The 24,157-nt window shown below is 49.0% G+C and carries 22 protein-coding genes and 2 riboswitches; of the genes, 15 read left to right on the forward strand and 7 right to left on the reverse strand.

Features of this window, described 5'->3' with window-relative positions:
* The first annotated feature begins 204 nt into the window (after window positions 1-204).
* The 3 genes from AC50Y3_RS03640 to AC50Y3_RS03650 all read left to right on the forward strand — a co-directional run bounded on the left by AC50Y3_RS03640 (window position 205) and on the right by AC50Y3_RS03650 (window position 5,900).
* A complete protein-coding gene (locus tag AC50Y3_RS03640) occupies window positions 205-3,129 on the forward strand; it encodes a 2-oxoglutarate dehydrogenase E1 component (RefSeq protein WP_494817379.1) in 2,925 nt (974 codons plus the stop codon).
* Window positions 3,122-4,426 carry a 2-oxoglutarate dehydrogenase complex dihydrolipoyllysine-residue succinyltransferase gene (odhB, locus tag AC50Y3_RS03645; protein WP_494817380.1) on the forward strand — a complete coding sequence of 435 codons (1,305 nt, stop codon included), beginning with the start codon at window positions 3,122-3,124 and terminating at the stop codon, window positions 4,424-4,426. The genes AC50Y3_RS03640 and odhB overlap by 8 nt, the downstream gene beginning before the upstream one ends.
* A gap of 145 nt (window positions 4,427-4,571) precedes the next feature.
* Window positions 4,572-5,900, forward strand: coding sequence for a deoxyguanosinetriphosphate triphosphohydrolase family protein (locus AC50Y3_RS03650; protein ID WP_494817381.1), 1,329 nt, complete (start codon window positions 4,572-4,574; stop codon window positions 5,898-5,900).
* A gap of 428 nt (window positions 5,901-6,328) precedes the next feature.
* Here the strand turns inward: AC50Y3_RS03650 and AC50Y3_RS03655 are convergent, their stop codons facing one another.
* From AC50Y3_RS03655 to AC50Y3_RS03670, 4 genes are all read right to left on the reverse strand, one after another.
* A complete protein-coding gene (locus tag AC50Y3_RS03655; protein WP_494817382.1) occupies window positions 6,329-7,039 on the reverse strand; it encodes a C40 family peptidase in 711 nt (236 codons plus the stop codon).
* A gap of 189 nt (window positions 7,040-7,228) precedes the next feature.
* Window positions 7,229-8,338 (reverse strand): Ger(x)C family spore germination protein, encoded by a 1,110-nt coding sequence (locus AC50Y3_RS03660; protein WP_494817383.1) that lies wholly within the window; start codon window positions 8,336-8,338, stop codon window positions 7,229-7,231.
* Window positions 8,335-9,720, reverse strand: coding sequence for a spore germination protein (locus AC50Y3_RS03665; protein ID WP_494817384.1), 1,386 nt, complete (start codon window positions 9,718-9,720; stop codon window positions 8,335-8,337). Before AC50Y3_RS03665 ends, AC50Y3_RS03660 begins: the two co-directional genes overlap by 4 nt.
* A complete protein-coding gene (locus AC50Y3_RS03670; RefSeq protein ID WP_494817385.1) occupies window positions 9,713-10,795 on the reverse strand; it encodes a GerAB/ArcD/ProY family transporter in 1,083 nt (360 codons plus the stop codon). The genes AC50Y3_RS03665 and AC50Y3_RS03670 overlap by 8 nt, the downstream gene beginning before the upstream one ends.
* 204 nt (window positions 10,796-10,999) lie before the next feature.
* On the opposite strand from AC50Y3_RS03670, the gene AC50Y3_RS03675 reads away from it, so the two are divergent.
* The 3 genes from AC50Y3_RS03675 (at window position 11,000) to AC50Y3_RS03685 (ending at window position 12,829) form a co-directional block, all read left to right on the forward strand.
* Window positions 11,000-11,218, forward strand: coding sequence for a hypothetical protein (locus AC50Y3_RS03675; protein ID WP_494817386.1), 219 nt, complete (start codon window positions 11,000-11,002; stop codon window positions 11,216-11,218).
* A 77-nt stretch (window positions 11,219-11,295) separates the two neighbouring features.
* Window positions 11,296-12,204 carry a hypothetical protein gene (locus tag AC50Y3_RS03680; RefSeq protein ID WP_494817387.1) on the forward strand — a complete coding sequence of 303 codons (909 nt, stop codon included), beginning with the start codon at window positions 11,296-11,298 and terminating at the stop codon, window positions 12,202-12,204.
* A 106-nt stretch (window positions 12,205-12,310) separates the two neighbouring features.
* Window positions 12,311-12,829, forward strand: coding sequence for a glutathione peroxidase (locus AC50Y3_RS03685; protein WP_494817388.1), 519 nt, complete (start codon window positions 12,311-12,313; stop codon window positions 12,827-12,829).
* A gap of 31 nt (window positions 12,830-12,860) precedes the next feature.
* Here AC50Y3_RS03685 and AC50Y3_RS03690 read toward each other — a convergent pair whose 3' ends face one another.
* Window positions 12,861-14,207: an APC family permease gene (locus AC50Y3_RS03690; protein ID WP_494817389.1), complete on the reverse strand. Its 1,347-nt coding sequence runs from the start codon at window positions 14,205-14,207 to the stop codon at window positions 12,861-12,863.
* 94 nt (window positions 14,208-14,301) lie between these two features.
* Window positions 14,302-14,409, reverse strand: a riboswitch (guanidine-I (ykkC/yxkD leader).
* 125 nt (window positions 14,410-14,534) lie between these two features.
* On the opposite strand from AC50Y3_RS03690, the gene AC50Y3_RS03695 reads away from it, so the two are divergent.
* The gene (locus AC50Y3_RS03695) at window positions 14,535-14,753 is read left to right on the forward strand and encodes a cold-inducible protein YdjO-related protein (RefSeq protein ID WP_240548057.1); all 219 of its coding nucleotides are present in this window, start codon (window positions 14,535-14,537) and stop codon (window positions 14,751-14,753) included.
* A 75-nt stretch (window positions 14,754-14,828) separates the two neighbouring features.
* Here the strand turns inward: AC50Y3_RS03695 and AC50Y3_RS03700 are convergent, their stop codons facing one another.
* A complete protein-coding gene (locus AC50Y3_RS03700) occupies window positions 14,829-15,725 on the reverse strand; it encodes a DNA-3-methyladenine glycosylase family protein (RefSeq protein WP_494817390.1) in 897 nt (298 codons plus the stop codon).
* A gap of 179 nt (window positions 15,726-15,904) precedes the next feature.
* On the opposite strand from AC50Y3_RS03700, the gene AC50Y3_RS03705 reads away from it, so the two are divergent.
* The 4 genes from AC50Y3_RS03705 (at window position 15,905) to AC50Y3_RS03720 (ending at window position 17,747) form a co-directional block, all read left to right on the forward strand.
* Entirely contained in the window at window positions 15,905-16,462 is a 558-nt protein-coding gene (locus AC50Y3_RS03705; protein WP_494817391.1) for a bifunctional transcriptional activator/DNA repair enzyme AdaA, read from the forward strand.
* A 15-nt stretch (window positions 16,463-16,477) separates the two neighbouring features.
* Window positions 16,478-16,993, forward strand: a complete 516-nt coding sequence (locus AC50Y3_RS03710) for a methylated-DNA--[protein]-cysteine S-methyltransferase (protein ID WP_494817392.1) — start codon at window positions 16,478-16,480, stop codon at window positions 16,991-16,993.
* A 33-nt stretch (window positions 16,994-17,026) separates the two neighbouring features.
* Complete coding sequence (locus AC50Y3_RS03715; RefSeq protein WP_494817393.1) at window positions 17,027-17,323, forward strand: DUF6509 family protein; 297 nt, start codon at window positions 17,027-17,029, stop codon at window positions 17,321-17,323.
* 97 nt (window positions 17,324-17,420) lie between these two features.
* Window positions 17,421-17,747, forward strand: coding sequence for a hypothetical protein (locus tag AC50Y3_RS03720; RefSeq protein ID WP_494817394.1), 327 nt, complete (start codon window positions 17,421-17,423; stop codon window positions 17,745-17,747).
* Between the two features lie 739 nt (window positions 17,748-18,486).
* On the opposite strand, the gene AC50Y3_RS03725 is transcribed toward AC50Y3_RS03720, so the two are convergent.
* Window positions 18,487-19,293 (reverse strand): hypothetical protein, encoded by an 807-nt coding sequence (locus tag AC50Y3_RS03725; RefSeq protein WP_494817395.1) that lies wholly within the window; start codon window positions 19,291-19,293, stop codon window positions 18,487-18,489.
* Between the two features lie 193 nt (window positions 19,294-19,486).
* Here AC50Y3_RS03725 and AC50Y3_RS03730 point away from each other — a divergent pair, with 193 nt between their 5' ends.
* From AC50Y3_RS03730 to AC50Y3_RS03745, 4 genes are all read left to right on the forward strand, one after another.
* The gene (locus AC50Y3_RS03730) at window positions 19,487-20,365 is read left to right on the forward strand and encodes a radical SAM/SPASM domain-containing protein (protein WP_494817396.1); all 879 of its coding nucleotides are present in this window, start codon (window positions 19,487-19,489) and stop codon (window positions 20,363-20,365) included.
* 23 nt (window positions 20,366-20,388) lie between these two features.
* Complete coding sequence (locus AC50Y3_RS03735) at window positions 20,389-22,335, forward strand: LTA synthase family protein (protein WP_494817397.1); 1,947 nt, start codon at window positions 20,389-20,391, stop codon at window positions 22,333-22,335.
* Window positions 22,336-22,535: 200 nt separating this feature from the next.
* Window positions 22,536-22,646: riboswitch (guanidine-I (ykkC/yxkD leader) on the forward strand.
* A gap of 53 nt (window positions 22,647-22,699) precedes the next feature.
* Window positions 22,700-23,425 carry an urea amidolyase associated protein UAAP1 gene (locus AC50Y3_RS03740; protein ID WP_494817398.1) on the forward strand — a complete coding sequence of 242 codons (726 nt, stop codon included), beginning with the start codon at window positions 22,700-22,702 and terminating at the stop codon, window positions 23,423-23,425.
* Window positions 23,426-23,476: 51 nt separating this feature from the next.
* Window positions 23,477-24,130 (forward strand): urea amidolyase associated protein UAAP2, encoded by a 654-nt coding sequence (locus AC50Y3_RS03745; RefSeq protein WP_494817399.1) that lies wholly within the window; start codon window positions 23,477-23,479, stop codon window positions 24,128-24,130.
* The last annotated feature ends 27 nt before the right edge of the window (window positions 24,131-24,157 follow it).

A 24,157-nucleotide genomic window follows, 5' to 3' on the forward strand; every position in this document is an offset into this window, starting at 1 on the left:
TAGGTGCTAATTTACTTGCATTTCTCGGTCGTTAGTATGCATTTTCTCTGTCAACGGGGATTGAAGTCTCAAAATATGAACATTCCATGGACTTTTGCCTGTTCATTTGTCCCAACTATGATGTTTCTGCTATCATGTATGGATGGACGTACAAAGGGTTAATTAATTAAATAAGCGCATCTAAATAGTTGGAGGTAGCCTGTAATGACAGCAGAGAATAATAGTCAGAAGTCGCCATGGGAACTCTATTATGGCCCGAATTTAGGGTATATCGAGGAAATGTATGAGAAGTTCCTGATGAACCCTGAATCGGTTGAGCCAGCATTCAGAGATTCCTTTGCGAAATGGGGACCGCCGCCGTCCACATCGGCAAAGGGAATTGTGAAGGTGAATCCACCGCTCGCATCCGGCGTTTCAGGCTCTGATAGCATTAAATCGATTGATCCTGCTTTCTTGAAGAAAATCGTTGACGCCGGCAAGCTTGTACGGAATATCCGTACTTACGGTCATCTGGCAGCCGACAATGATCCGCTCGGTTTATCTGCCGCACCGGACACGCAGCTGCTCGAGCCGATGACATTTAAGCTTACATCGGAAGATCTGGACACCATTCCGGCTTCTCTCATCTGGGAGGAAGCACCGGAAACGATTCGTACAGGTGCCCAAGCTATCGCGCATTTGAAAGAAGTTTATACAAAGTCGTACGGTTTTGAATTCGGGCATATTCATGCGGAAGATGAGCGGATCTGGCTCCATCGCCAAGCTGAAATCGGCATGGCCAGCAAACCGATGAGCGCCAAAGAACGGATCGCTTTGCTTGGACGCTTAATTGATGTTGAGCAATTCGAGACTTTCCTGCATCGCTCGTTCGTAGGTCAGAAGCGTTTCTCCATCGAAGGAACGGATACGCTTGTGCCGATGCTCGACGAGATCATCCGTGAGCTCGCGCATGACGGCGCTCGTCACATTCTGATGGGTATGGCGCACCGTGGACGTTTGAACGTATTGACTCATGTTCTCGGCAAACCCTACACAGCTATTTTCTCTGAATTCCATCATTCGCCAAACAAAGAGAAGGACTTGCTGCCATCGGAAGGCGCAATGGGCATCAACATCGGCTGGACCGGCGACGTGAAATACCACTTAGGCGCGCATCGATCGCTTAAGGAGAACGAAACCGTTGAAACACGTATCTCGCTGGCAAACAATCCGAGTCACCTGGAATACGTCAATCCGATCGTAGAAGGCTACACGCGTGCAGCGCAAGATGATCGCAGCAAAGCCGGCTATCCAACACCTGATTTCGGCAGCGCAGCAGCGATTCTGATGCACGGCGACGCCGCATTCGCAGGTGAAGGTATCGTTGCGGAGACGCTTAACTTCAAGAAGCTTGCGGGTTATGAGAACGGCGGAACGATTCATATCATCGTAAACAATAAACTCGGCTTCACGACCGAGAGCAAAGATTCGCGTTCCACGCATTATGCGAGTGACCTTGCAAAGGGATACGAAATCCCAATCGTACATGTTAGCGCCGACGATCCGGAGGCGTGTATTGCTGCGGTTCGGATGGCATGTGAATACCGTCAGAAGTTCCACAAAGACTTCCTGATCGACATGGTGGGCTACCGCCGCTACGGTCACAATGAGACGGACGACCCGGAAACAACGCAACCGCTTGTTTATCAGAAGCTTCGCAACCATCCGGTAGTCGGCCGTATTTACAGCGAGAAGCTGAAAGAGAAAGGGTTATTGTCTGAGGATCAAGTTACAGCTATTAGGCAAGCTGGTCTTGCTAAGCTGCAAGCTGCACTCGATGAAGTGAAGTCGAGCGATAAATCATTCAAGCAGCCGAAAATCGATGATACGAGCAAACGCCGCAAGAAAGAAGTAGTTACTTCCGTTCCGCTTAAGAAGCTCAGCGCGATTAATGAGGAGCTGCTTAAATGGCCGGATGGCTTCAAGGTGCACGATAAGCTTGAACGTATTCTGATGCGCCGTGCTAACGCGCTGGAGAAAGGCAGCAAGGTGGATTGGGGCTTGGCCGAAACGCTTGCTTTTGCAACCATTCTATCCGACGGTACGCCAATTCGCTTGAGCGGACAAGATTCGGAGCGCGCAACCTTCGCATTCCGTAACATTGTGCTGCACGATGTAGAAACGAATGCGACGTTCTCGCCGCTTCACAAGCTGCCACAAGCCAATGCTTCCTTCGCGGTTCATAACAGTCCGCTTGCCGAAGCTTCCGTTCTTGGGTTTGATTATGGATACAACGTGTTCTCCCCGGAAACACTTGTTATTTGGGAAGCACAATACGGCGACTTTGCCAACTGCGCGCAAGTTATCATTGACCAGTTCATCACGGCAGGCCGTGTGAAATGGTCGCAGAAGTCCGGTCTGATCATGTTGCTGCCTCACGGCTATGAAGGTCAAGGTCCGGAGCATTCCAGTGCGAGACTTGAGCGTTTCTTGCTTCTGGCAGCGGAAGATAACCTGACGATTGTAAACCTGACGTCAGCGTCGCAATACTTCCATTTGCTTCGTCGTCAAGCCGCGATTATCAATACGGACGAAGCGCGTCCGCTGATCGTGATGTCGCCTAAGAGCTTGATCCGGAATCCTAGCGTCGCTTCGGACCCAGCTGAATTCAGCAATGGCTCGTTCAGACTGGTACTGGAGCAGCCGGGTCTTGGCAAGCAGCCGGCACAAGTAGAGCGTCTGATCTTCTGTACCGGTAAAGTGGCCATCGATCTGGAAGCCGCATTGGAGCTTAAGGATGGACAAGCTGAGGATAAATGGAACTGGGTTCATATCGTTCGCGTGGAGCAGCTGTATCCGTTCCCGAAATCCGATATTGAACAAATCATCAACCGTTATCCGAATGTGAAAGAAGTACTGTGGGTGCAAGAGGAGCCGCAAAACATGGGTGCATGGAACTATGTCGAGCCGCGGATCCGCGCACGTGTAACACCTAATACAACCGTCCGTTACATCGGTCGTCCTAAACGGTCGAGCCCGGCAAGCGGATTCCAATACGTACACAACATGGAGCAGCAACGTATCGTTTCCGTTGCGCTGAATCGCAGTACTCTAACAACGACGACTAAAGGGGAGAACAGCCATGAGTGAAATTAAAGTACCCGAAATGGGAGAATCGATCGTAGAAGGCACGATCTCTAAATGGCATGTCAAAGCCGGTGACAGCGTGAATGTAGGCGATGTGCTTGCTGAGCTGGAAACGGATAAAGTCAACATTGAAATCAGTGCGGAGCAAGCCGGCGTTATCGAGCAGCTTCTTCGCGGCGAAGGCGATACCGTAGCGGTAGGCGAAACGATCGGTAAGATCGGCAGCGGCTCCGGTGCAGCGGCTCCTCAGCCAATGTCGCCTAGCAGCGACCCTGCGGCAGCGCCTGCGCCGGTAGCGCCGGCAACAACGCCGGCAGCGCCTGTGGCAGCTGCGGAACCGGCTCCGGTGGCTGCTCCGGCAGCAGCGCCGGCTCCGGTTGCTTCTGATGCGAATGCCGCTGTGTTCTCTGCAACGCCTGCAGCGCGTAAGCTTGCAAGAGAGCGCGGCATTGATCTGACGCAAGTACAAGCTCAAGATCCAATGGGCCGTATCCGTCAGGAAGATATCCAAGCGCATAACACGGCTGCGAAAGCTCCTGCTGCAGTACCTAGCGCACAAGCAGCTCCTGCGGCGTCTGCTCCTGCAGCTGAGCCGGGCAAACCGGCGGAACGCCGTAAGATGTCCCGTCGCCGTATTACAATCGCGAAGCGCCTTGTAGAAGCGCAGCAAACGGCTGCAATGCTGACTACGTTCAACGAAGTCGACATGACGGCGATTCTTGAAGTTAGAAAACGCCGGAAGGACGCGTTCAAAGAGAAGCATGACATCGGTCTTGGCTTCATGTCCTTCTTCACGAAAGCCGTAATCGGCGCGCTCAAAGCTTATCCGCTGCTGAATGCGGAAATTCAAGGCGACGAGATCCTTGTTAAACAGTACTACGATATCGGTATCGCAGTATCTGCTAAAGAAGGCCTTGTTGTTCCGGTCGTGCGTGAAGCGGATCGTCTGAGCTTTGCTCAAATCGAGAAGCAAATCGCGGAACTTGCAGGTAAAGCTCGTGCCAATACACTGGCATTGAACGATCTGCAAGGCGGCACGTTCACGATTACAAACGGCGGCGTATTCGGTTCGCTGCTGTCCACGCCAATTCTTAATGCACCGCAAGTCGGTATTCTCGGTATGCACAAAATCCAAATTCGCCCTATGGCGATTGATGATGTGCGCATGGAGAACCGTCCAATGATGTACATTGCACTTTCCTATGACCACCGTATCGTAGATGGTGCAGAAGCGGTTCGCTTCCTCGTTACAGTGAAGCAATTGCTCGAAGATCCAGAATCATTGCTGCTTGAAGGCTAATCCTTCCGGCAGACAAACATCAACCTCACCTTCTGACGTCAGGGCTTCTATCCCTGAACGTCAGCTTGTGAGGTTTTTTATTTGCTATTGGCCAACATTCTACATAGAATGAGGGTAAGACAGCGAGAAACGGAGGCGAATGCAGATGAACGTACGTAAAATGCGGTTATTTGATTTCGAGAACATCCACTCCAGCGAGGATCGGGATGAGTATGAGAAAGACTATGCCAGATTAATTCAATCTCCGGCATTTCGTCGCCTGCAGGGCAAATCACAAGTTTTCGGAGCAGGCTCGGGTGACTACTACCGAACGCGACTGACGCATTCGCTTGAAGTATCGCAAATCGCGCGAGAAGTGGCCCGTAAGCTCGGGAAGAATTATTCGTTCCTGGCGAAGAAGGAACATCCGGGACTAATGCTCGACCCAGAGGTAGTGGAATGCGCATCGCTCGCCCATGACTTGGGCCATCCTCCTTTTGGCCATAAAGGGGAAGAAGTGCTCAATGAACTGCTCATGGAAGAATGCGGCCTTAAATATGAAGGCAACGCTCAGAACTATCGGATCTTAATGTTTCTGGAGAAGCGTGCAGGAAGTGACAGCGGACTCGATCTGACAGCTGCCGTGCTGCTCGCCATTAATAAATACCCGTTCTGCTTAGACGACCCCGGTCGATTGAAGGGTGTATATAGCATGGAATGGGAAGGGATTAAGGCTCTTCGCAGCGCCTGGGGGATGCCGGATGGCTGCGCAACACTTGAGGCGCAGCTCATGGATCTCTGCGACGATATTGCGTACTCGACACATGATATTGAGGATGGCATTCGGGCAGGGAAAATCCAAATGAACCCCAGCTTGTTCGAGGATGATCGTCTCGTCGCGAACGTCATGCAGGAAATCATCAACGATCCCGGTAACGCAGTCATGCACTGGGAACAGGTTGATATGAAGCTGATGGTGAAGCAGGCGCTGCATCATTATCTGGAGCAGTGGGAAAGCATTTATGTGGAATGCGGCAGGGAGCCATCGCGTACGCGCAGAGAGATGAAAGCGCGGTGGGTGAGGAAGTTTGTGAGCGGGGTCGGAATCATTGATGATCCGGCAACAGGCTGGAAAAGGGTCACCTTCGTTCGCGACGGTGTGCAGGACATGGAACTGCTGCGAACGATGGAGATCTTGAAGAAGCTGGCGTGGGTGATGCTGATTAAGGATTTTCGCGTTCAGCGGCTTCATAAACGCAGCGAGATCATCATTAAGCGTTTATGGGACAGCTTCAAGGTACAGGACTCAGGGCGGCTCATCATCCCGCCGGATTGGCTGGAAAGCTACGAGCGGCTCAAGGATGTATGGTCTTGGGAGCGGATGGTGTCCGATTACATCGCGGGGATGACGGATGCTTATGCAGAGAAGGTATATACCGAATTTTACGGAAGTGCGTCTACGACAAAAGGCGGGTTATTGTACGATCGGGATTAATAGTGGGGAGGCTGCGTGGGAAGCAGTCTCCTCTTTGTTGTGGCGCATGTGTCACTGGCAGCGATAAGCCGCATCTTGGCAATTTGCATCTGATCATGGCATTGTCAATGGTGCTCGCCGCAGATGATTAACATTCTAACGAATCGTACTAGCCTTATTTTGACGGAAACAGCCTCTATATTATTCTAACGAATCCTACGGGCCTTATTCGGGTGAAATGGAGTGAAAAGAGGCATTTCGAAGCTAAATAACACCTGTACGATTCGTAAGAATTTCAAATCCAATCATACAGCTGAAATAAGGCTTCTACGATTCGTTAGCGTTAGGATGTTTTGGTAAAGTCGAAAAAGCTGCCCCAAAAGCCAGTACATGGACTTTTGGGACAGCCTATGGTTCGATCGAATATGGAAGTTGGGAAGTTGTGCTAATTATCGATTCCAGTAATGGTGATTCGAATTGCCGGAAGTTTTCGTTGGTGTTGCGGAATCATCAGACTGCACAGGTTGCGTATCACCTACAGGACCACTGTTATTGCTATTGTCTCCGGTGTTGCCATCATCAATGGAGCCATTATCAGTATTACCGTTATCGCTGTTGCCGTTGTTGCCGGTATTCCCCGTATTATCACCTGCAATGACATGACGTGCCGTTACAAAGGTCTTATCCCAGGCGCTGCCTGAGAATTTAGAGATAGTTACGCCTACACCGACACGGTACGTTTGCAGCAGTTTGTCATCGCCAATATAAAGACTCACGTGATTGATGACGCCATCGTGATTGGTATCCGAGAACACCAAATCACCCGGCTGCAGCTGATCTTTTGTTACTTTCGTACCGACTTTTGCTTGTTGTCTGGACGAACGCGGCAGATCGATGCCATGCTGCTTAAAGATGTATTGAACAAAAGAAGAACAGTCAAATACAGATGTCGTTGTTGTTTTAGCGCCGAATTTGTATTCCACGCCTAGATATTGTTTACCTGTTGCGATGATGTCATCCACGATCGATGAATTGGCTGTCGCTGCATGTGTTGTATTTGGTGTAAAGAGCATGCCGCCGCCGCCTAATGCAATGGATAAACCTAATGTAAGGCTCAGTAGTTTCTTATTTAAACGTTTATGATTTAGTGTGTTAGTCATTTTGAATTCCTCCTGCACTGAAATGTAGTAGGGTACAGGCCGCTGTGATTGCCTAGGAACACTATAGCACAGCATTTTGTACCACCACTTTCCAATGAGGCGGTAGACCTATGAACTATCGCGAATAAACCCGATTATGAGAAAACAATTAGAAAAGACTAATGTAAACTGACTTGACTTCCGGCAATTCTACTTCCGCAGTTCAAGCATCCCCGTAGCCATCAGCTTCACTTTGACTTGCAGCTCAATCCCCGGAATGTCTTCGTTTACGGCAAGGCCTTTGCGATACCATACCTCGTTCAAGGAGTAGATATCCGTAGAGCGTTTCCTGCCTACTTCATAGGTTTTCATAATTTCGTCATATAGGCTCTTCTCGAGCAGTTTATTTATTTCAATTAGGGTGAAGCCTTTCTCCTGCTCCCGTAGACCCGCGTCCATGCTGATGTTTAGTCTTACGATTCGTTTACCATCCTTATAAGCAGGCTTTTTCTTCACCTTAAGGCTTTTAAGGTTAGCGGTTCCAACGAAATTACCTTGCTCGTCTTTAATAGGAAGAAGGCCGCGCCTGGTGTTTTTCTTTAACCATTTCATTCCGGTTGCTTCTTCGCGGCTGAATCGAGCCTCGCTCTTTCCGTACTTAAGTGCGACTAGTCCATCCACGATAGGCAATGTGAACGCCTTACTGCCTTTTTTCCAATTTTTTGAAAGTTTTATGTGGTCGACCAAAGTCGTCTCGAAGGGTTCCCTTGTAGATCGGATGAGTTTCTGATATTGAATGGGCTCAAAGGAAGATTGCAGCTGCTTAAATAACAAATTCGGCTGATAATACAGCGTGGATACATACGAGCTGCCGGTGATCGGCATCGTCGTAAGAATCTCCGCCAGATCTTCGTTGGTTGCAAACACCCAAGGGGTATAACGTTGATCGCGTGTTCGCATCAATTCGTCATGGATATCGAAAATTCCCCTGGCAAGTAGGCGATCACTGAATATAAACGCTTTATTCTGCGTCCAATCCATTCGCATTTGGCTTTCTTTCTGTAGATCGAACACCGCCATCCCGATGCTCTCGCCTTCGCCTCTTCCGATCACGACCGGTTTAGCGTTTTGGCCGCCGCCTTCTTGTTTTGCCATGGTGGTAAGGTCATTGATTTGCGCATAGACTTGATATTTGCCGTCGACGTAATCAATTCCCATCACAGTGACGAAATTAAAATATTGAATGTTCTTTACGTCCCAGCAGCCGCACAAGCATAACACGAGGCAGCTTACCAAGACCGCCTTCCAGATCCGGTTCATGGTTTTCCATCCTTCATCCTCGTATCGTCCTGTAAATGGAGGTTCTGCGGTCTCTTAGTCATGGTCTTGGCCGGTTTCTTCAGCAGCGCTCCTAAGATATCTGCCCGCGATGGCGGTGAAATCGGAGAGAGGTACGGGATACCGAATGATTTGAGATCGGACATATAGGAGACGACGAAGAAAATGGACATGAAGAAGCCGAACATACCGAGAACAGAGGAGATGATCATAATAGCGATGCGAACAATAGACACGATGCCGCTTAGCGTCGGGTTTACCAGCGTGTAGCCGGCTATCACCGTAGTTGCAACCACAACGGTAACGGTAGGAGACGTAATGCCGGCACGTATGGCGGCGTCGCCTACGATGATACCGCCGACGACGGTTACGGTTGGCCCTACCGATTTGGGAAGTCGTTGTCCCGCTTCCTTAAACAGCTCAAATAAGATGAGCACCGTTATCGCTTCGAATGGAAGTGAAAGCGGAAGTCCGATCCGATTCGATGCGATCGTAGCTAATAAAGGAAGCGGAACCTGCTCGAAATTAAAGCCGATCAACGCAATGTAGAAAGCGGGCAGGAACAGTGCCAAATACCAGCCGAAGAATCGGATCAACCGTTGAAAGGAGCTGATCACCGCCCGGAAATAGCCATCTTCCGGTGAGTTAATGAGCGATGTAAGCGTAATAGGCGCGATAATCGCTAGCGGTGAGTTGTTAAGCAAAATGACAAAACGGCCGCTAATCAGACACTCTGCGGCAAAATCCGGTCGTCCGGTATTGTCGATAAGGGGTATCACCGAATAAGAACGATCCGATATAGCTTCCTCTAGCTGCGAGCTCGTAACGAGCGCATCGATATGAATTTTCCGCAATCTTGCCCTTGCCTCATCGACAGCCTGTTTGTTCGCAATATCCTGGATGAAAAGCAATTTTATCGCGGTCTGGCTTCGAACTCCGATTGTAAAGGATTCTACTTTGAGTGTCGGGGTAGCCAATCTTTTGCGGATCAGCGCCAAATTAGTCTCGATACTCTCGGTAAATCCGTCGCGAGCGCCCTTCGTAGACGTTTCCGTAACGGACTCTTCCGTCGTTCTTTGTGGTGGGTCCGAGACGTATTGTACGTAACTGTTTGCCGTTTCCAGATCGTAAAGGAACAAGTCGCCGTTAAAAATAGAAGAGGAGAGTTCGTTCTTCCAGTGTGTTGTAAGTGTAACGGGGTGCTGCCTCCAAAGATCTGCGCCGTATGTACTGATTTCATTGATTTGCTCACGGCTTGACAGCCCTTGGCAGAAGACGAAGAGAAAACTGCCGTTCCTCTCGAAGGTAACATCGCCGCAGTCCTCGAATAAAAGCCGGATATCGCTTTCGCTGATGTTAACCATTTCGCTGCACCGCCTTCTTGTTCTTTCCTGTCCAGATGCAAATTAAGATCACGATCGTAATGACACCACAAAGTATACTGGCACTTGTGTAGTAGTTTCTCACTTGATTGTGAAAATCCACATCCGAAAGTTTAAGCAGATTGACCACAAGGAGGATCAATGAGATCACAATGAACAAAATCTCGGGATGTTTCCACCTCTTCACCCACAGTGTGTGTATGATGTAGATCCCCAATGAGATTCGGATAAAGGCGCCTGCCAGCCATTGATAAATGGACAAAAAGTCCGTTTGGCTCAGCATGCTTCCGATGGCGGCCATCCGCCACTGCTCATAGGCTGGGTATCGCAGCAGCGTAGCTTCAAAAGGACCAAACATGGCGATTACGCCAGTTAATGGCCCGAACGTCAGTTCAATCAACATGAGCACGACAAGGCTCATGTTGAGTCGTGACAGTTTCCCTTTCACTTCGTCCTTCAAGAAGAACACAAGGAAGATCTCCGTAATACCTGAGGTCGTGTACCAAGCCCCTTTCGTGATCGCATGCGCTGAATTTTTGAAGATGGGAAACAGGTAATTGTAGTCCTTGTATTGAAAGTTCACGGTCATGACGTACAATCCGGCCGCGATAATCCAAGGCAGCAGAATGCCATTGGTAATGGCGATGGCTGCCAGTCCTTTTCTGGCTGTGAAATAACTAATGCCAATGAGACACAGGCCAACGACCCACTGCGGGGTATAGGTTAAGTAGGAGGAGTTGGACCACATAATCGTATCCCGTATGCTGATGCTTGCCTGAACTAGAAAATACACGGTGAACAGGAGTGTGAATATGAGCCAAATTAACGTAGGCGCTTTCTCGAACATCCAGGTGGACAACGATGAAGGAATATGTTTGTACATATAGACAAACAGCAAGCCAAGTAGTAAAGAGGGGATAATGGCCGCCAAGACAGCAATCCATGCGTCGCGATTCGCTATATCCAGTAAAATGGGCGTCAGGATGACATGATTGGAGATGCCAATAAACGTAACCAGCAAGGTGGACAGTTGAAAAGGGGTGATTTTATCGTTCAAATCCATGATCCTCCTTTCCTTAGCGTATAGTTAAAATTACCAATTTCGCATATTTTATGCATAAAATCGGCATTCTCACGCATGAAGGCTAGGCGTTTGCTTGATGAATGTTGCCCTCGCCGAGAGGTAGCGTATAATCTAAAGTAACGAATCATACGGACATGGACGTTCATTTTGTACAATTGACCTAAAGGGGCTATAGGGATGGAAAGCGAAGCGAATACTACGGTCAAGTGCGCCATTCAACGGCTCGGGAAAGTTGTTGCCGCAGATGAAATGAGCCTTGCCATTGAAGTGAACGGCAAGGTGCTGACGTTGTCGCGCGAGAAAGCGGAGAAGGATATCGCGGCCGGCGATGTGCTGCGCTGGGACGGAGCAAAGTGGATTCGCGTCGCGCAGCAGGATAATGCCGCGGGACAATAATGAGAGAAGCTTAATCCCCTTTGCACCCTAATCGGAGCCGGCTGCTGCGAATCGTTAAGTAAGGGGTGATTAGAGGAATGGAAGTATTGGAATCGAAACGTTGTTTATTTTGTGATGAGCTTGTGAAAGTGAAACGAAAAGGTGGAAACGAGTGGTACATCGATTGTATGTGCGCACCGGGCGGATCTTATGGATTGCGCGAAGACAGCTACGAGCCATACCGCCTGTTGTCCTATTCGGAGAAACGGAATTCGTTCCCGATTCTGTCGGCTTATATCCGGGAGCAGACGGATTGTGATGAGAAGGTCGTTCTCACTTACACGGACCGGGAAACGATCCTGCAATCGCCGCAAATTCCAATTACAACGGAAGAGAAGGGGAACCGCCTTCTCCGTTATCTTCACCGGCACACAAGCGGGCCGGGTGAAGCGGTTGTTATTAATCAGTTCTCGCAAAGCTATAATTTGACATATTCTTTGAACTTGCAAGAGCTTGTCTTTATCACGGAGAAGCTGAAAGAAGACGGTTATATTGAGCGCATCGGATCAACATTTAAGCTGACGGAGAAAGGATGGGTGGAAGCAGCCAATACGGCGAGCGGTAAAGCGCTGAAGCCTTGTTACGTCCTGCTGAGCGGCAATGATGAGAACGTAAGCAGAGAATGGCTGGAGACGGTGTTCCCGAGACTGATTCAGCTTGGTTATGCACCGAAGTTTCTGGAGGAAGATCTATCGCTTCGCTTGGATCCGAAACCGATTGAAACGATGCTGCAAGAGGTGAGCGACTGCAAGCTGCTTGTGGCGGATGTGACGGAACCGAATGCGGAACTGTGGCTTCGTGCGGGGTTTGCGATAGGCAATGAGATCCCGATCATATGGACAAGCAAAGCGGCGGACCAACAGCTTCCGCAAGGGGTCAGACCGCATGTTTGGCAGGATGTGGAAGAGCTAGTAAGGGTACTGCAGAAGGTGTTAACGAAGGAATAATGGATATTTTAGGGGTTGCTCGAAGTGGTGTTCATAGGCTATAATCATTTTATACAATTTAATTAAATGCAATATACTGTGAACTCAATTCAGGAGGGACCTATCGATGAGCATTTATGATTTCACCGTCAAGACCATTACTGGCGAAGAGCAGTCGCTGTCCGCATATAAAGGCAAGACGCTTCTGATCGTCAATACGGCAAGCGCATGTGGACTTACTCCTCATTACAAAGGGTTGCAGCAAATCTATGAAGCCCATAAGGACGAGAATTTGGTCGTACTTGGTTTCCCATGTAATCAATTTAAAGGTCAAGAGCCAGGGACGAACGAAGAAATTGCGAGTTTCTGCGAGCTCAATTACGGCGTAACCTTCCCGATGTTTGCGAAAATTGACGTGATTGGCGAGGATGCTCATCCGTTATATAAATATCTAGTGGACGCAGCGCCTGCCCCTTACCATACCGGTACAATCGAGTGGAATTTCGTGAAATTCCTGATTGATCAAGAAGGCAACGTTGTGAAGCAATATCCGGCATCGACGGATCCAGCGGCAATTGAGCCGGATCTTCGCAGCTTGATCGATAATGGCAGCCTGGGAGCGGCGCCGAATACAGTTAACGATTAACTGTATCTTACCTTAAACGATGAAGCACCCCTTATGGGGTGCTTTTTGATTTTTCAATCGTGAAAGATTTGTTTCGTTGCAGGATTGCCTTTAGGGCGTCTTGTTTGCGATAGGCTTGATACAGCACACCGAGGATGAGCCAAATGAGCCCCATAATAAGTGCATCCTTGCTTAGCAGGAGAAACAAGTAGCCGATGACGCAGGCACCTGTACCCGGCAGCACCAAGTAAGCAAGCGTTCCTTTAACAGTACGCTTACGTTCCTTGACATAATAGTGGCAGATGACAGATATGTTGACAAAGAAGAAGGCGGTAAGCGCGCCAAAATTCACGAATTTGATGGCTGTATCGAGTCGAATGACCAAAGCTAACATGGAGACCATGCCAACAATCAGAATATTAACCGCAGGCGTTTTGAGCTTGGGGTGTACATAGGCGAAGATGCGCTCCGGAAGGATCGATTCGCGTCCCATTACTAACAACAGCCGTGACACGCTTGAAACGGAAGAGATTCCTTGCGTAAAGATTGCAAATAAGAGCACAATGATGAATACCGATCCAAGCATGGCTCCGCCGACCATTTTCACGATTTCCAGCCCGGCCGAATCGAGGTTGGTGAACGGGATTGGATTCGGGAATGCAAGCTGAGTTAAATAAGACGGTGCGACATATAAAACGATCGCGATCCCAATAATAATAGCGATCGCTCTCGGGATGGTTTTGCTTGCGTTCTTCGTTTCTTCGGACATTGTCGTGATGGAATCGAATCCGAGAAAGGAGAAGCAGATCATGGAAGCGCCAGACAGTATCGTTGTGAAGGGAATCTCATGTTGGAGGAGTGGCGCGAGTGGCTCGCTTATGGAAGTTAGGTCTCGGTAGAGCAAGATGCAAAACAACGCGATGAAGCCCATTTGAATAAGCACAAACCATTTGCTCAGGTTGGCTGAGAATGATGCGCCGCGCAGATTCACCAGTGTGATGAGCAAATTGATTCCGATCATCCAGAGGTAGGCAGGTATTGCCGGAAATTGTGCATGCATATAGATGCCGAACGTTAGACATGCGATAATAGGTGAGAAGAGGTAATCCAGCAGCAATGCCCACCCGACAAGGAAGCCGAGGTAGGGATGGATAGATTTCTTCACATAGGAATAGGCGGATCCTGAGCTTGAATATGCCTTCGACATATGACCATAACTATAGGCAGTGAACATGATTGCGACAAAAGCGGTTAAATACGCTTGGGTTAACATCCCGGCGGACGATTCGTAAGCAATACCGTAAATCGAGAAGTAGATCATCGGAGTCATCCAAGCAAGGCCGAGGAACACGATCTGAAATAACGATAATGTTGGCGTTAGTTTGACTTGTACGTTCATGTGCAGCACCCTTCCGTCATCCCGCGTGTAACCATCCCGATTTATAAGGGGTGGCTTGAAAATAAAAAAGCGCGGAAGGTATCCCATTATGAGATCCTCCCGGGCTTTTATCCCTCCGTGAACACAGCAACGGCTGTGCGTTCTCTCTCGGTCCAGACCAGCATGCCGGAAAGGCTGCTGCGGAACCCTAGAAAACGTATGGCATATTTAGTTACGTTGTTTTGTTAGATAATATAACATAAACTACCTGATCGTCAATTGAAAATTTAATGGCGTGCGAACTAGCTTCGTCCAGGCAGCAAGAGAAAGGATGCTTTTAAATTGTCTATGAATGAAGAGGAAAAACCGAAGTTAATCGCGACGAAGATTTGGAAGTGTAAGAATGCGGATTGCAAAGCGTGGGTTCGTGAGGAGTTTGCCGAGGCCGGCGAACAGGCTTGTCCGATCTGCAAAGGGCCGATGCATCGCAGTATGAGGCATCTTCCCGCCGTACAGAATAAGATCAAATCTCAACCGCGAAAGAAGAAAAATGAATTTGACTTTTAGCCGCCTATTGGCGGCTTTTTTATATGCTCGGGGAGGGGGAGGGTGTTGTGGAGAAGCGGTGGGGGGAGGTAGGTGCTAATAAAGAGTCCGCCAGAGGTAGAAGGTCGCATAGGCTTTCCAGTCGCCCCAGGTAGAGGAGAGTTGTTTGATTTCGGCAATGGATGGCTTATCTGGCCGTACCATGAGGTGTTTCAGCGCATTGTGAAGCCCCGCATCCTCGATCGGAAAAGCTCCGGGCATACGCAAACAGCGCATCAGTACATAGTTTGCCGTCCACGGCCCGATTCCGCGAATGCGGGTTAGTGCTTTCTCGATGGCTGTCCAGTCTTGAAGTGACATGAGCTGATCTTTGGATAAACGGCCTTCGACGATTTCGGCAGCAGTTCCGATTAAGTACTCGGCCTTGCGGGTGGTAAACTGCATTTCCGTCAGGTCGGAGACTTGGAGGGCTGCGATCGTTTCAGGTGTAGGGAAGGTAAAGTAACATCGCCCATTCCACTCCTGGGAAGAGCCGAAGCGCTCCACGAAACGTCTCTTGAGCGTATAGGCAAAGGTTAAATTAATTTGCTGACCCATAATTCCCCAGCTTAGCGCCTCGAATAAGTCATCGATACCGACTATACGCAGTCCGTGGAACTGCTTGACGGTATCTCTGAGGAGATCATCCTGCTCAGCCAATTCGTAGAATGGCAGCAAGTCGCGATCGCAATCGAACCATTCCCACACATAGCGGGCAGCAGTCTCGCGAAGCTCCTGAGAAGGTTCCTCGTTCAAAGCAGGAAACTCAATGCTTAGTGAATCGTTCTGTTCAGGCGTGATTCGTATGAGTACGGGCTTGCTCGCAGTGGGAATAAGCCGCAGTACAGCGTTATTCTCGACATGGAATAAGCATTCGTTACTGGATCGTTGCAAATAATCAATGATATGGGCACTGCTGAACGGAGCAGGTGGATGGATTGTAATGGCGTGCATCTCTCGTTCGGGGCCTCCTTTCAAATTCAGCTGGATGGGCTGCTGCGTTAGTTGTGGTACATAACTAGTTGTATCATACTTCGAGGCTTATCCGCTTTCGTAATCTTGCGTTCTCATACGGTAAAGCTTACATCAGCCCGGTAAAGAGGTTATACTTCTTCTCATGGAGGTGAAGGTGCATGCCAATGATGACAAGCGATATGTGGCTTGCTATTGCAAGCTGTGATGCTTCGTACGATGGCCAGTTCTATTATGGCGTGAGTTCGACCCGGATTTTCTGCAGACCCTCCTGCAAATCGAGAACGCCGAATCCGAAGCATGTTCACATCTTCTTGCATGCGGAAGCTGCGCTTGCTAATGATTATCGCCCTTGTAAACGGTGCAAGCCTGAGGGAAGGCGACTTCCGGAGGAAGAATGGGTAGAGTCGATTGCTGCAGTGATTGCCGAACGTTACGAAGAGCCTCTTACTTTGTCCAAATTAGCAGAGCTGGCGCATGTCAGTCCTTATCATATACAGCGAACGTTTAAGCGAATCAAGGGCGTGTCCCCTGCTTCGTATTTGCAACAGATACGTATGGAGGCGGCAAAGGAGTTGCTGTCCGGATCTGAGTTATCAATTAGTGATATAGGCGTAAGAGTGGGGTACCCGAGTGCAGCACATTTTGCAACCGTATTTCAGAAGGAGACGGGCAGCTCGCCGTCGGCTTATCGTATGACGCATAGTAATAGGGAATAGGGGAGGATGGGAGAAATGAACAATCTGTATTGGTCTGAACTAGATGATGCCTCTTGGCGGCTCATTCTTGTTGCGACGGAAGAAGGGCTTAGTTATGTCAGTTCGCCCGGCGATTCATTGGATGAAGTCGCTGAGTGGTGTGTGAAGCATTATCCGGGATGCGTGTTGGTAAGAGATGATGTGCGATTAGAGGGATATAGGAAGCAGCTTCGCGCTTATTTGAAGGGGGAGCTGACAAGCTTTCAACTGCCTTTGAGTGTGAAAGGGACGGCTTTTCAGCAGCGGGTCTGGCAAGCACTGGAGCAAATCCCGCATGGGCAAACCTGCTCTTACTCCGATATCGCGGAGCGGATTGGAAAAGCAAGCGCGGTTCGGGCTGTTGGAACTGCAATTGGCGCGAACCCGGTGCTTATCGTTGTGCCTTGTCACCGGGTTATCGGGAAGAATGGCGCGTTAACCGGGTTTCGTGGCGGGGTGGATGCGAAAGAACGTTTGCTTCGGCTTGAAGGCGGACGATATACTAACACATGAGGCATAACTTGAGGAATTTGAAGGGATGAGGCAATGATTTCGATTACAGAATTTTCGGTGGACAAAATTAAAGACCCGTTCGGCATTCTAACCGGCGATCGGTACGAGTTTAGACTGGATGTGGATTTGCCGGAGGATGATGAATTGTTCGTCGAGAATGGCGTTTATATCCGCGTCATTTATAAAGTGGACGGCGAAACCTCAAGCATCGTGAAGTATGAGCTGTATGAGCGCATGAACGATCGGTACGTGGATGCTGAGCTGGAGGATGAGGAAGAGCAGCTTATTGATAGTTTTTGTAAAGCGCATTTCTCGGAAGCCGAAGAATAGAATAAGGTGAACTGCTTAGAAATGAGCAGGCGTGTGTAATAGTTTGTACGGCCAGCAAATAGCGGGCCGAAACAAAGTGATTAAGGCGGTGTATGACATGACAGTTCATTATCTGCTCAATTGCTACAACAACCAAATTTTGGTGAAGCAGGTAGAAGGTGATGAAGGGCCATTTAATGTCAACATTCAATCCAATAACAATCCACTCAGTTTCGGTAATACGTTATATACGGCCCAAACCAAAGAACATGCCATCCGAATCGCCAATCAGCTGTGCGCGTTCTATTCGATGGCCAGAGTCAACGGCTACTATCTGGATGGCAACTGGTTCCGCAACGAGAACAGGTCCGACATTTCCGCGGAGCATGTGCTCAAGCAGGAGCGGACGAAGGACGAAATGCACGCCATGCTGACGAGTGAGTGATGAAGGATGATTGAAGGCAGCCGAGAGGTTGCCTTTTTTGTTGTTGATGGTGACTTTGGCGGCCGCTAAGTAGACCTCGACAGCCTGACCCTAGTCGGCGGTGTTTGCGCGGGGGCGGGATCTAGTCGCCGAAAGTGATGCAAGTCGGCTAGCTTCGGTGACTTTTAGCTGTTATTCCGCTTAAAGTAGCATATTGTGGTCGAAAAAGTGCGCTTAAGCGGATATACCGCTCTCAAAGTAGCTCTAACGTCGAAAACCAAGTAATTCGCCATTTCTGTTAGCGGATGTGCCGCTTACCGAGCTGCCTGTTGCCCATTGAAGTGGTGTAGTGGATTGTTGGCTTGTTGATTGTGCTGAAAGTTCGATTTTGGAACTCTCAGTGGTTTTTTAGTGAGATTTTGGAGGTGAGAGTTCGATTTTGCTACTCTCAGCAACGGTCGAATAGGTGGAGCGGTTAGTTTTGGTGTTGAGAGTTCAATTTCGGAACTCTCATCGTTTGTTTAGTGAGATTTTGGAGGTGAGAGTTCGATTTAGTGACTCTCAGCTACAGTCGAGTAGGTGGATTGATTAGTTTGCGTGCTGAGAGACGGTTTTCTCGACTCTCGGCGTCAATTCGGTATGGATCTGGCCGTGAGAGCAGGATATTCCGACTCTCAGCCTCCGCCGCGGAGGTAAGCAGCTAGTTGGATTGGTGCGAGATGGTTCAAAAAAAGCTGAACGGGATCCTAACCCGTTCAGCCTATTTTCCACCGATGATGCGAGCATAGCGCTCTTCGCGCTGCGGTGGTGTGAGTTTTGGGCAGTTGTAGCACATGTCGCCTTCTTCGCGGCAGTAGTACATGCAGCAGCCGGAACGAATCATGATTTTGCCGCCGATCTGGTAGGGGCTGTCGACGTATCTAGGCGTATGCACGAAAGGATTGCGTTTGCTGCCGAACAGGCCGGGGTCGAGCTGCTCCATGAGCACCTTGGAAGCATGAGTGAATCGACTCCGAACTTCATCAGAGGTTTCTTTTGCCTCGAAACTGGTTATCATGTTAGCCAGCATGCTGCCGAATTGCGTCCAAATAACCGCAGGCTTCAAGTTCCCGGCAGAAGCGAGGGCGTTCAGCGCTGGACCTACGACATTTCGAAAATCCGCCTCAAGCGCATCCCGCACGTACTGTCCACGGTCAGCGTCCTCAGGTATTTCCATGAAGCTGAGCTCGTTCAGCTTATAGCCATACAAATTATAAGTCCCGCAATCCTCGATTTGAAACGTTAGCTTATCGAGCGACATTGCCAGAATGGCGTTATAGTGTGACAACAAGAGAAGCCTTGCTGCGCATAGATGAAATAAGGAGCCGCCGATAAAGGAAGCAGCCAGCTCTGAGCCGGTAGCGCGTACCGTTAAACCTGCTACTTCGATTGCCTTGTGCACCGAATCTGCGCGCAGAAAATCGATCGCCGGCATCTCGAAGGAAGGATTAACAGTTCCTGTAGGCGACACGCGTATGTAGTAAGAATCGAAGAGGGAGAAATCGATGACGAGCTTGTTCATCATCATTGGCGCGCGCTCCTTTGATAACATTTCTCAATTGTATGAATAGCAATTATAAGATGCACTTGCCGATGTGTCAACGCCGAAACTGCCGTTTCCAGTGTCCTTAAGTGGACAGCTTTTGCATTGGCGATTTATAATGGAGGGTATGTTCTTGCACCGCAACCTATATTGATCGTATGAACGGGGCCTAATCGGGATGAAAAAGTTTAAGAAATTTTATATCGAAATTACGAGTGTCTGCAATCTGGCCTGTTCGTTCTGTCCGCAAACGAAACGTCAGGCGAATTTCATTAAGGTCGAAGACTTCACGAAGATATTAGATGAAATCAAACCGCATACGGACTATATCTACTTCCATCTAAAAGGCGAACCGCTGCTGCATCCGAAAATTGATCAGCTGCTCGACATCAGCCATGAGCGCGGCTTCAAGGTGAATATTACGACGAACGGAACGCTGCTCCACAAAGCCAAGCACAAGATTATGGGCAAACCGGCGCTTCGTCAAATGAACTTCTCACTGCACAGCTTTGATGGACACGAAGGCTCTGTGGATAAAGAAGGTTACGTCGGCAGCGTGCTTTCATTCGTGAAAGAGGCTGTGGCGACTTCGGACATGTTGGTTTCGCTTCGGTTGTGGAATTTGGCTGAAGACAACGAGGTAAATGTGGAGGTCAACCGCAACCACGAGATTCTAGAGCAGATAGAAGAAGCATTTGAGCTGGATTTCCTCATACAAGAGAAGTTTACGCGCGGGAATGGGATTAAGATCGCGGATCGCGTGTATTTGAACCACGAGGTGGAATTCAAATGGCCGGATCTGAAGGAGAAAGAAGACGAGGGCAAAGGCTTCTGCCATGCGCTTCGCAATCAAGCTGGAATTCTGGTTGACGGTACCGTTGTACCTTGCTGCTTAGACGGCGAAGGCGTCATCAATTTAGGCAACATTCATCAGACTTCATTCTCGGAGATTATAGAAGGCGATCGTGCGAACCGGTTGTATGACGGATTCTCGCGCAGAGAAGTCGTCGAAGAGCTTTGCCGGAAGTGTGGCTTCAGGCAACGGTTCAGTTTATAAGAAAGAAGGTACAGAAAGTCGTTATGAATCATTTTCCAATCCAACAGCGGAGGACGCTGCTTTCTCTCAATCGGGAGAAGAACGCGAGGATTCCGTTATTCTATATGGCTGTTGCACTATTCCTTGCCAAAATGCTGCTGCTGCGCTATTTCTTGTTCCAAGAAATTGACTTGACGCGGATCGTTGCAGATATCGGCGCCATCCTGGTGTTACTCAGCGTAGTCGAACTGGCAACACCGAATAAGCTGCGTACAACCGTTTACGGTGCGGTGAATCTCATTTATTCGTTCGTGTTATTCTCATCTGCTGTGTATTTTGAGCATTTTGGGAACGTTCCGACCTATACGGCGCTGTATGAGCTGCATCAGGTGACGAAGATCGGATCCAGTGTAGAATCGACAATTCAATTTAGTCATTACTTGTTTTTTGCCGATTTGGTGATTGGCTTAGCGATTTGGATATTCTCAGCTGTCCGCGGCTCGGGCCGCCGCTCAAGGAGCAGCTACGGCGGTTATAGCAAGCCGCTCGTAACGCCCGTTTACCGTGTCGTGATGACGCTAATTCTAATCCTAAGTTTTGCGCTTTCCGCTCGCGTTATTCAAGTTGGCATGCCAATCGACAATGAGCTTGTCGAAGCTGAGCAGGAAGGTTTCTTGAACTATCAAATATCCGCGGCGATTAAAGCGGCGCAGGACAATAGTGTGGCGGCTGAAGGGAATATCGATGAAATTACGCAGGAAGCAAGTGATCTTCAAGCGAGCTATCCGTATAAGGATGGGGCGAGTGGTCTTCCGGCGGCGTATTTCGCATCGCAGAAGGGCAAGAATCTGATCGTCATCCAAATGGAGGCGTTTCAGAACTTCCCGATTCATCTCTCAGTAGGCGGGCAAGAACTGACACCGGTACTGAACAAACTTGCCGATGAAAGCTTCTATTTCCCTCATGTATTCCAGCAGATCGGGCAGGGAAATACTTCGGATGCGGAGTTCATGTCCAACACCTCCATTTACCCGACCGCGAAGATCGCGATGTCGACCGGTTATGGTGATCGGGATATCCCGAGCTTGCCGAAATTACTGCAAAAAACCGGCTATGTCACAAACACGTTTCATGTGAATGATGTGACGTTCTGGGATCGGAATAAACTGTATGCGGCTCTTGGATTTAATCATTATTTTGACAAGCCTTATTACAACAACGATCATTACAACAGCTTCGGAGCCTCAGATGAGGAGCTATACCGTGTTGGAGCCGAGAAGCTGCAGGAAGTGAGCGATGCTAACAAGCCGTATTATGGGCAGTTTATTACGGTTTCGAATCACTTCCCATTCGAAGTTCCGTTGGACCGGATGAAAATGGAGCTTCCGGAGAAGCTGAAAGGAACACAGCTGGGCAACTATTTGCTAGGTGTGAACTATACGGATTATGCAATCGGCACATTGATTGATAAGCTCAAAGCAACGGGGCAATGGGACAATACCGTACTGGTGTTGTATGGAGACCACTTCGGTCTGCAGCCAAACGATAATGATCCTGCATTCGTGAGTCAAGCGCTCGGAATCAAATACGATCCGCAAGTCAGTCGGTTTAATATTCCTCTGATCATCCATGCACCCGGTCAACAAGGTAAAGTCGTCGATCAAGTAGGGGGACAGCTGGATATTATGCCGACAGTGGCGAATCTGCTTGGCGTTTCGCTGAAGGATGAACATTTTACGGCCTTCGGTCATGACCTGCTTAATGTGGACCGGAATGTGTTTGGAACGAGATACTATTTGCCGACAGGCTCATTCTACAACAATGATATTCTGTTCGTACCTGGCAAAGGCTTCGAGGATGGCAAAGCTGTAAACATCCGCACGCTGGAACCGGTGACGGATCTTGCTCCTTACCGCAGCGACTATGATTATGTGATGCAGCTCATGGATGTTTCTGACCGTTATGTAAAATCGCTTCCGAAACGTCATTAAGATGAACCCATTGCAGCCTCTCCTATGTGCGTTTAACGCAGGTAGGGGAGGTTTTTTTGTCGTTGTTTGCATTGCCTAACGAACGTTAATGTAATAATACCTTACATAAGGATTGACACTTTCCCGAAATCGCCCCTATAATACGAATCAATAGCAGGTTTTAACAATTGAATATCGGTTCTCATGTTAGCTATTGAGAACAACTAACCATCTAGGGTTCCGTTGCGTGAGCGTTTCGTTCAAGTAAGTCTGGTCCGAGAGATGGTGTGCAGCCGCGCTGCATAACACGGAAGGATAAAAGCCTGGGAGAAACCAATCTCTCAGGCTTTTTATATTTAGATCACTTTTCGAGGAGGAATATTCAATGACGACAAGCGTATGGAGCACTACCTTTGGGGCAGGGGATAAATGGTCAGCGAGAATTAGCAGAGGGAGATTACTTCGGTTTACGGCTTTGCAGGATAACGCCAATTTGTCGGTCATGATGTTTCACGCTGACGACCTGACGGAGCGCTACAATATGCCGGACACGCTGAAAGCCCAATATACTGCGCATTTGACTCGTGGAAACATTCTGATGAGCGATAATGGCCGAGCAATGGCAAGTTTCGTCGAAGATGATCTCGGCTGGCATGATACGATAACGGGCTTCATGACTCGCGCCTCAACGGATGCCAAGTATGGCTTGACGCAATATCAGCAGCTCCGAAATGAGTGGCTACGCAGCGGCTATGAGAATTTTGCGGTAGAGCTCGTTCGTAGCGGTTTGGGCATTCGCGATATGGGGCCGGTCGTGAACTTGTTCTCGAAAGTCAGCTGCGATGACGTAGGACGCATGACTTATGATCCCACGCATTGCAAGGAAGGCGCTGCCGTAACGTTGCGGACAGAGATGGATATTCTCCTCGTTGTGTCGAATACGCCGAACCCGCTGAATCCGAGCACCCATTATCCGACTGCTGCTGTTCAGCTTGAGGTATTGCCCGCACCGGCCGTCGATCTGGATACGGACTATTGCTGCAATTTTAGATCCGAGAACCGAAGAGCATTCGAGAATACGGCGGAGTACTATTTACTCGCCGGACGTTAATCATTCGATGGTCAGATAGATACGCGTAACTATTCATAAGGAGGAACTACGATGACTACTGCATTTAACCGGCACGAAAGTTTACTGCAACCGGAAACGGCTATTATAGATGAAATTGTTTTGGCAGGGGATGGCTGGATGAAAGAGCTTCAGCCGGGTCAAGTACTGCGAATCGTGGATTTAGAAGGCAACCAAGCAGCGGATACGTTGTTCTATGATGCGGATAATCCGGAAGATCACTATAGTGCGGTTGCGACGATCACTGGGCAAGGAAACATCTACTTAACGACAGGCTCCGTGCTGCGGGCTGAATCCGGCAAGGAACTGGTGAAGATCGTAGCCGATACTTGCGGCAGACACGACACGGTGGGCGGCTCTTGTTCCGCTCAAAGTAACACGGTTCGATATGCACACGAGAAGCTCCAAATGCACAACTGCCGCGATACGTTCATGCTGCAGCTTGCCAAACATGATGGCGGCTATACGAAACGTGACTTGGCGCCAAACGTGAACTTCTTCATGAATGTACCCGTTTCAGAAGATGGCGGACTGCGGTTTGCTGATGGGGTATCCGCACCTGGTTGTTATGTGGAGCTCGAATCGATCTGCCGGACGATGGTGTTGATCAGCAATTGTCCGCAATTAAATAATCCATGCAATGCCTATAACCCAACTCCGATTCGGGTGTTGATCTGGAATCCATAGAGAGAAAAGAGTCATTCAGGGAGGGAA

Source organism: Paenibacillus sp. J22R98 (assembly GCF_059383835.1).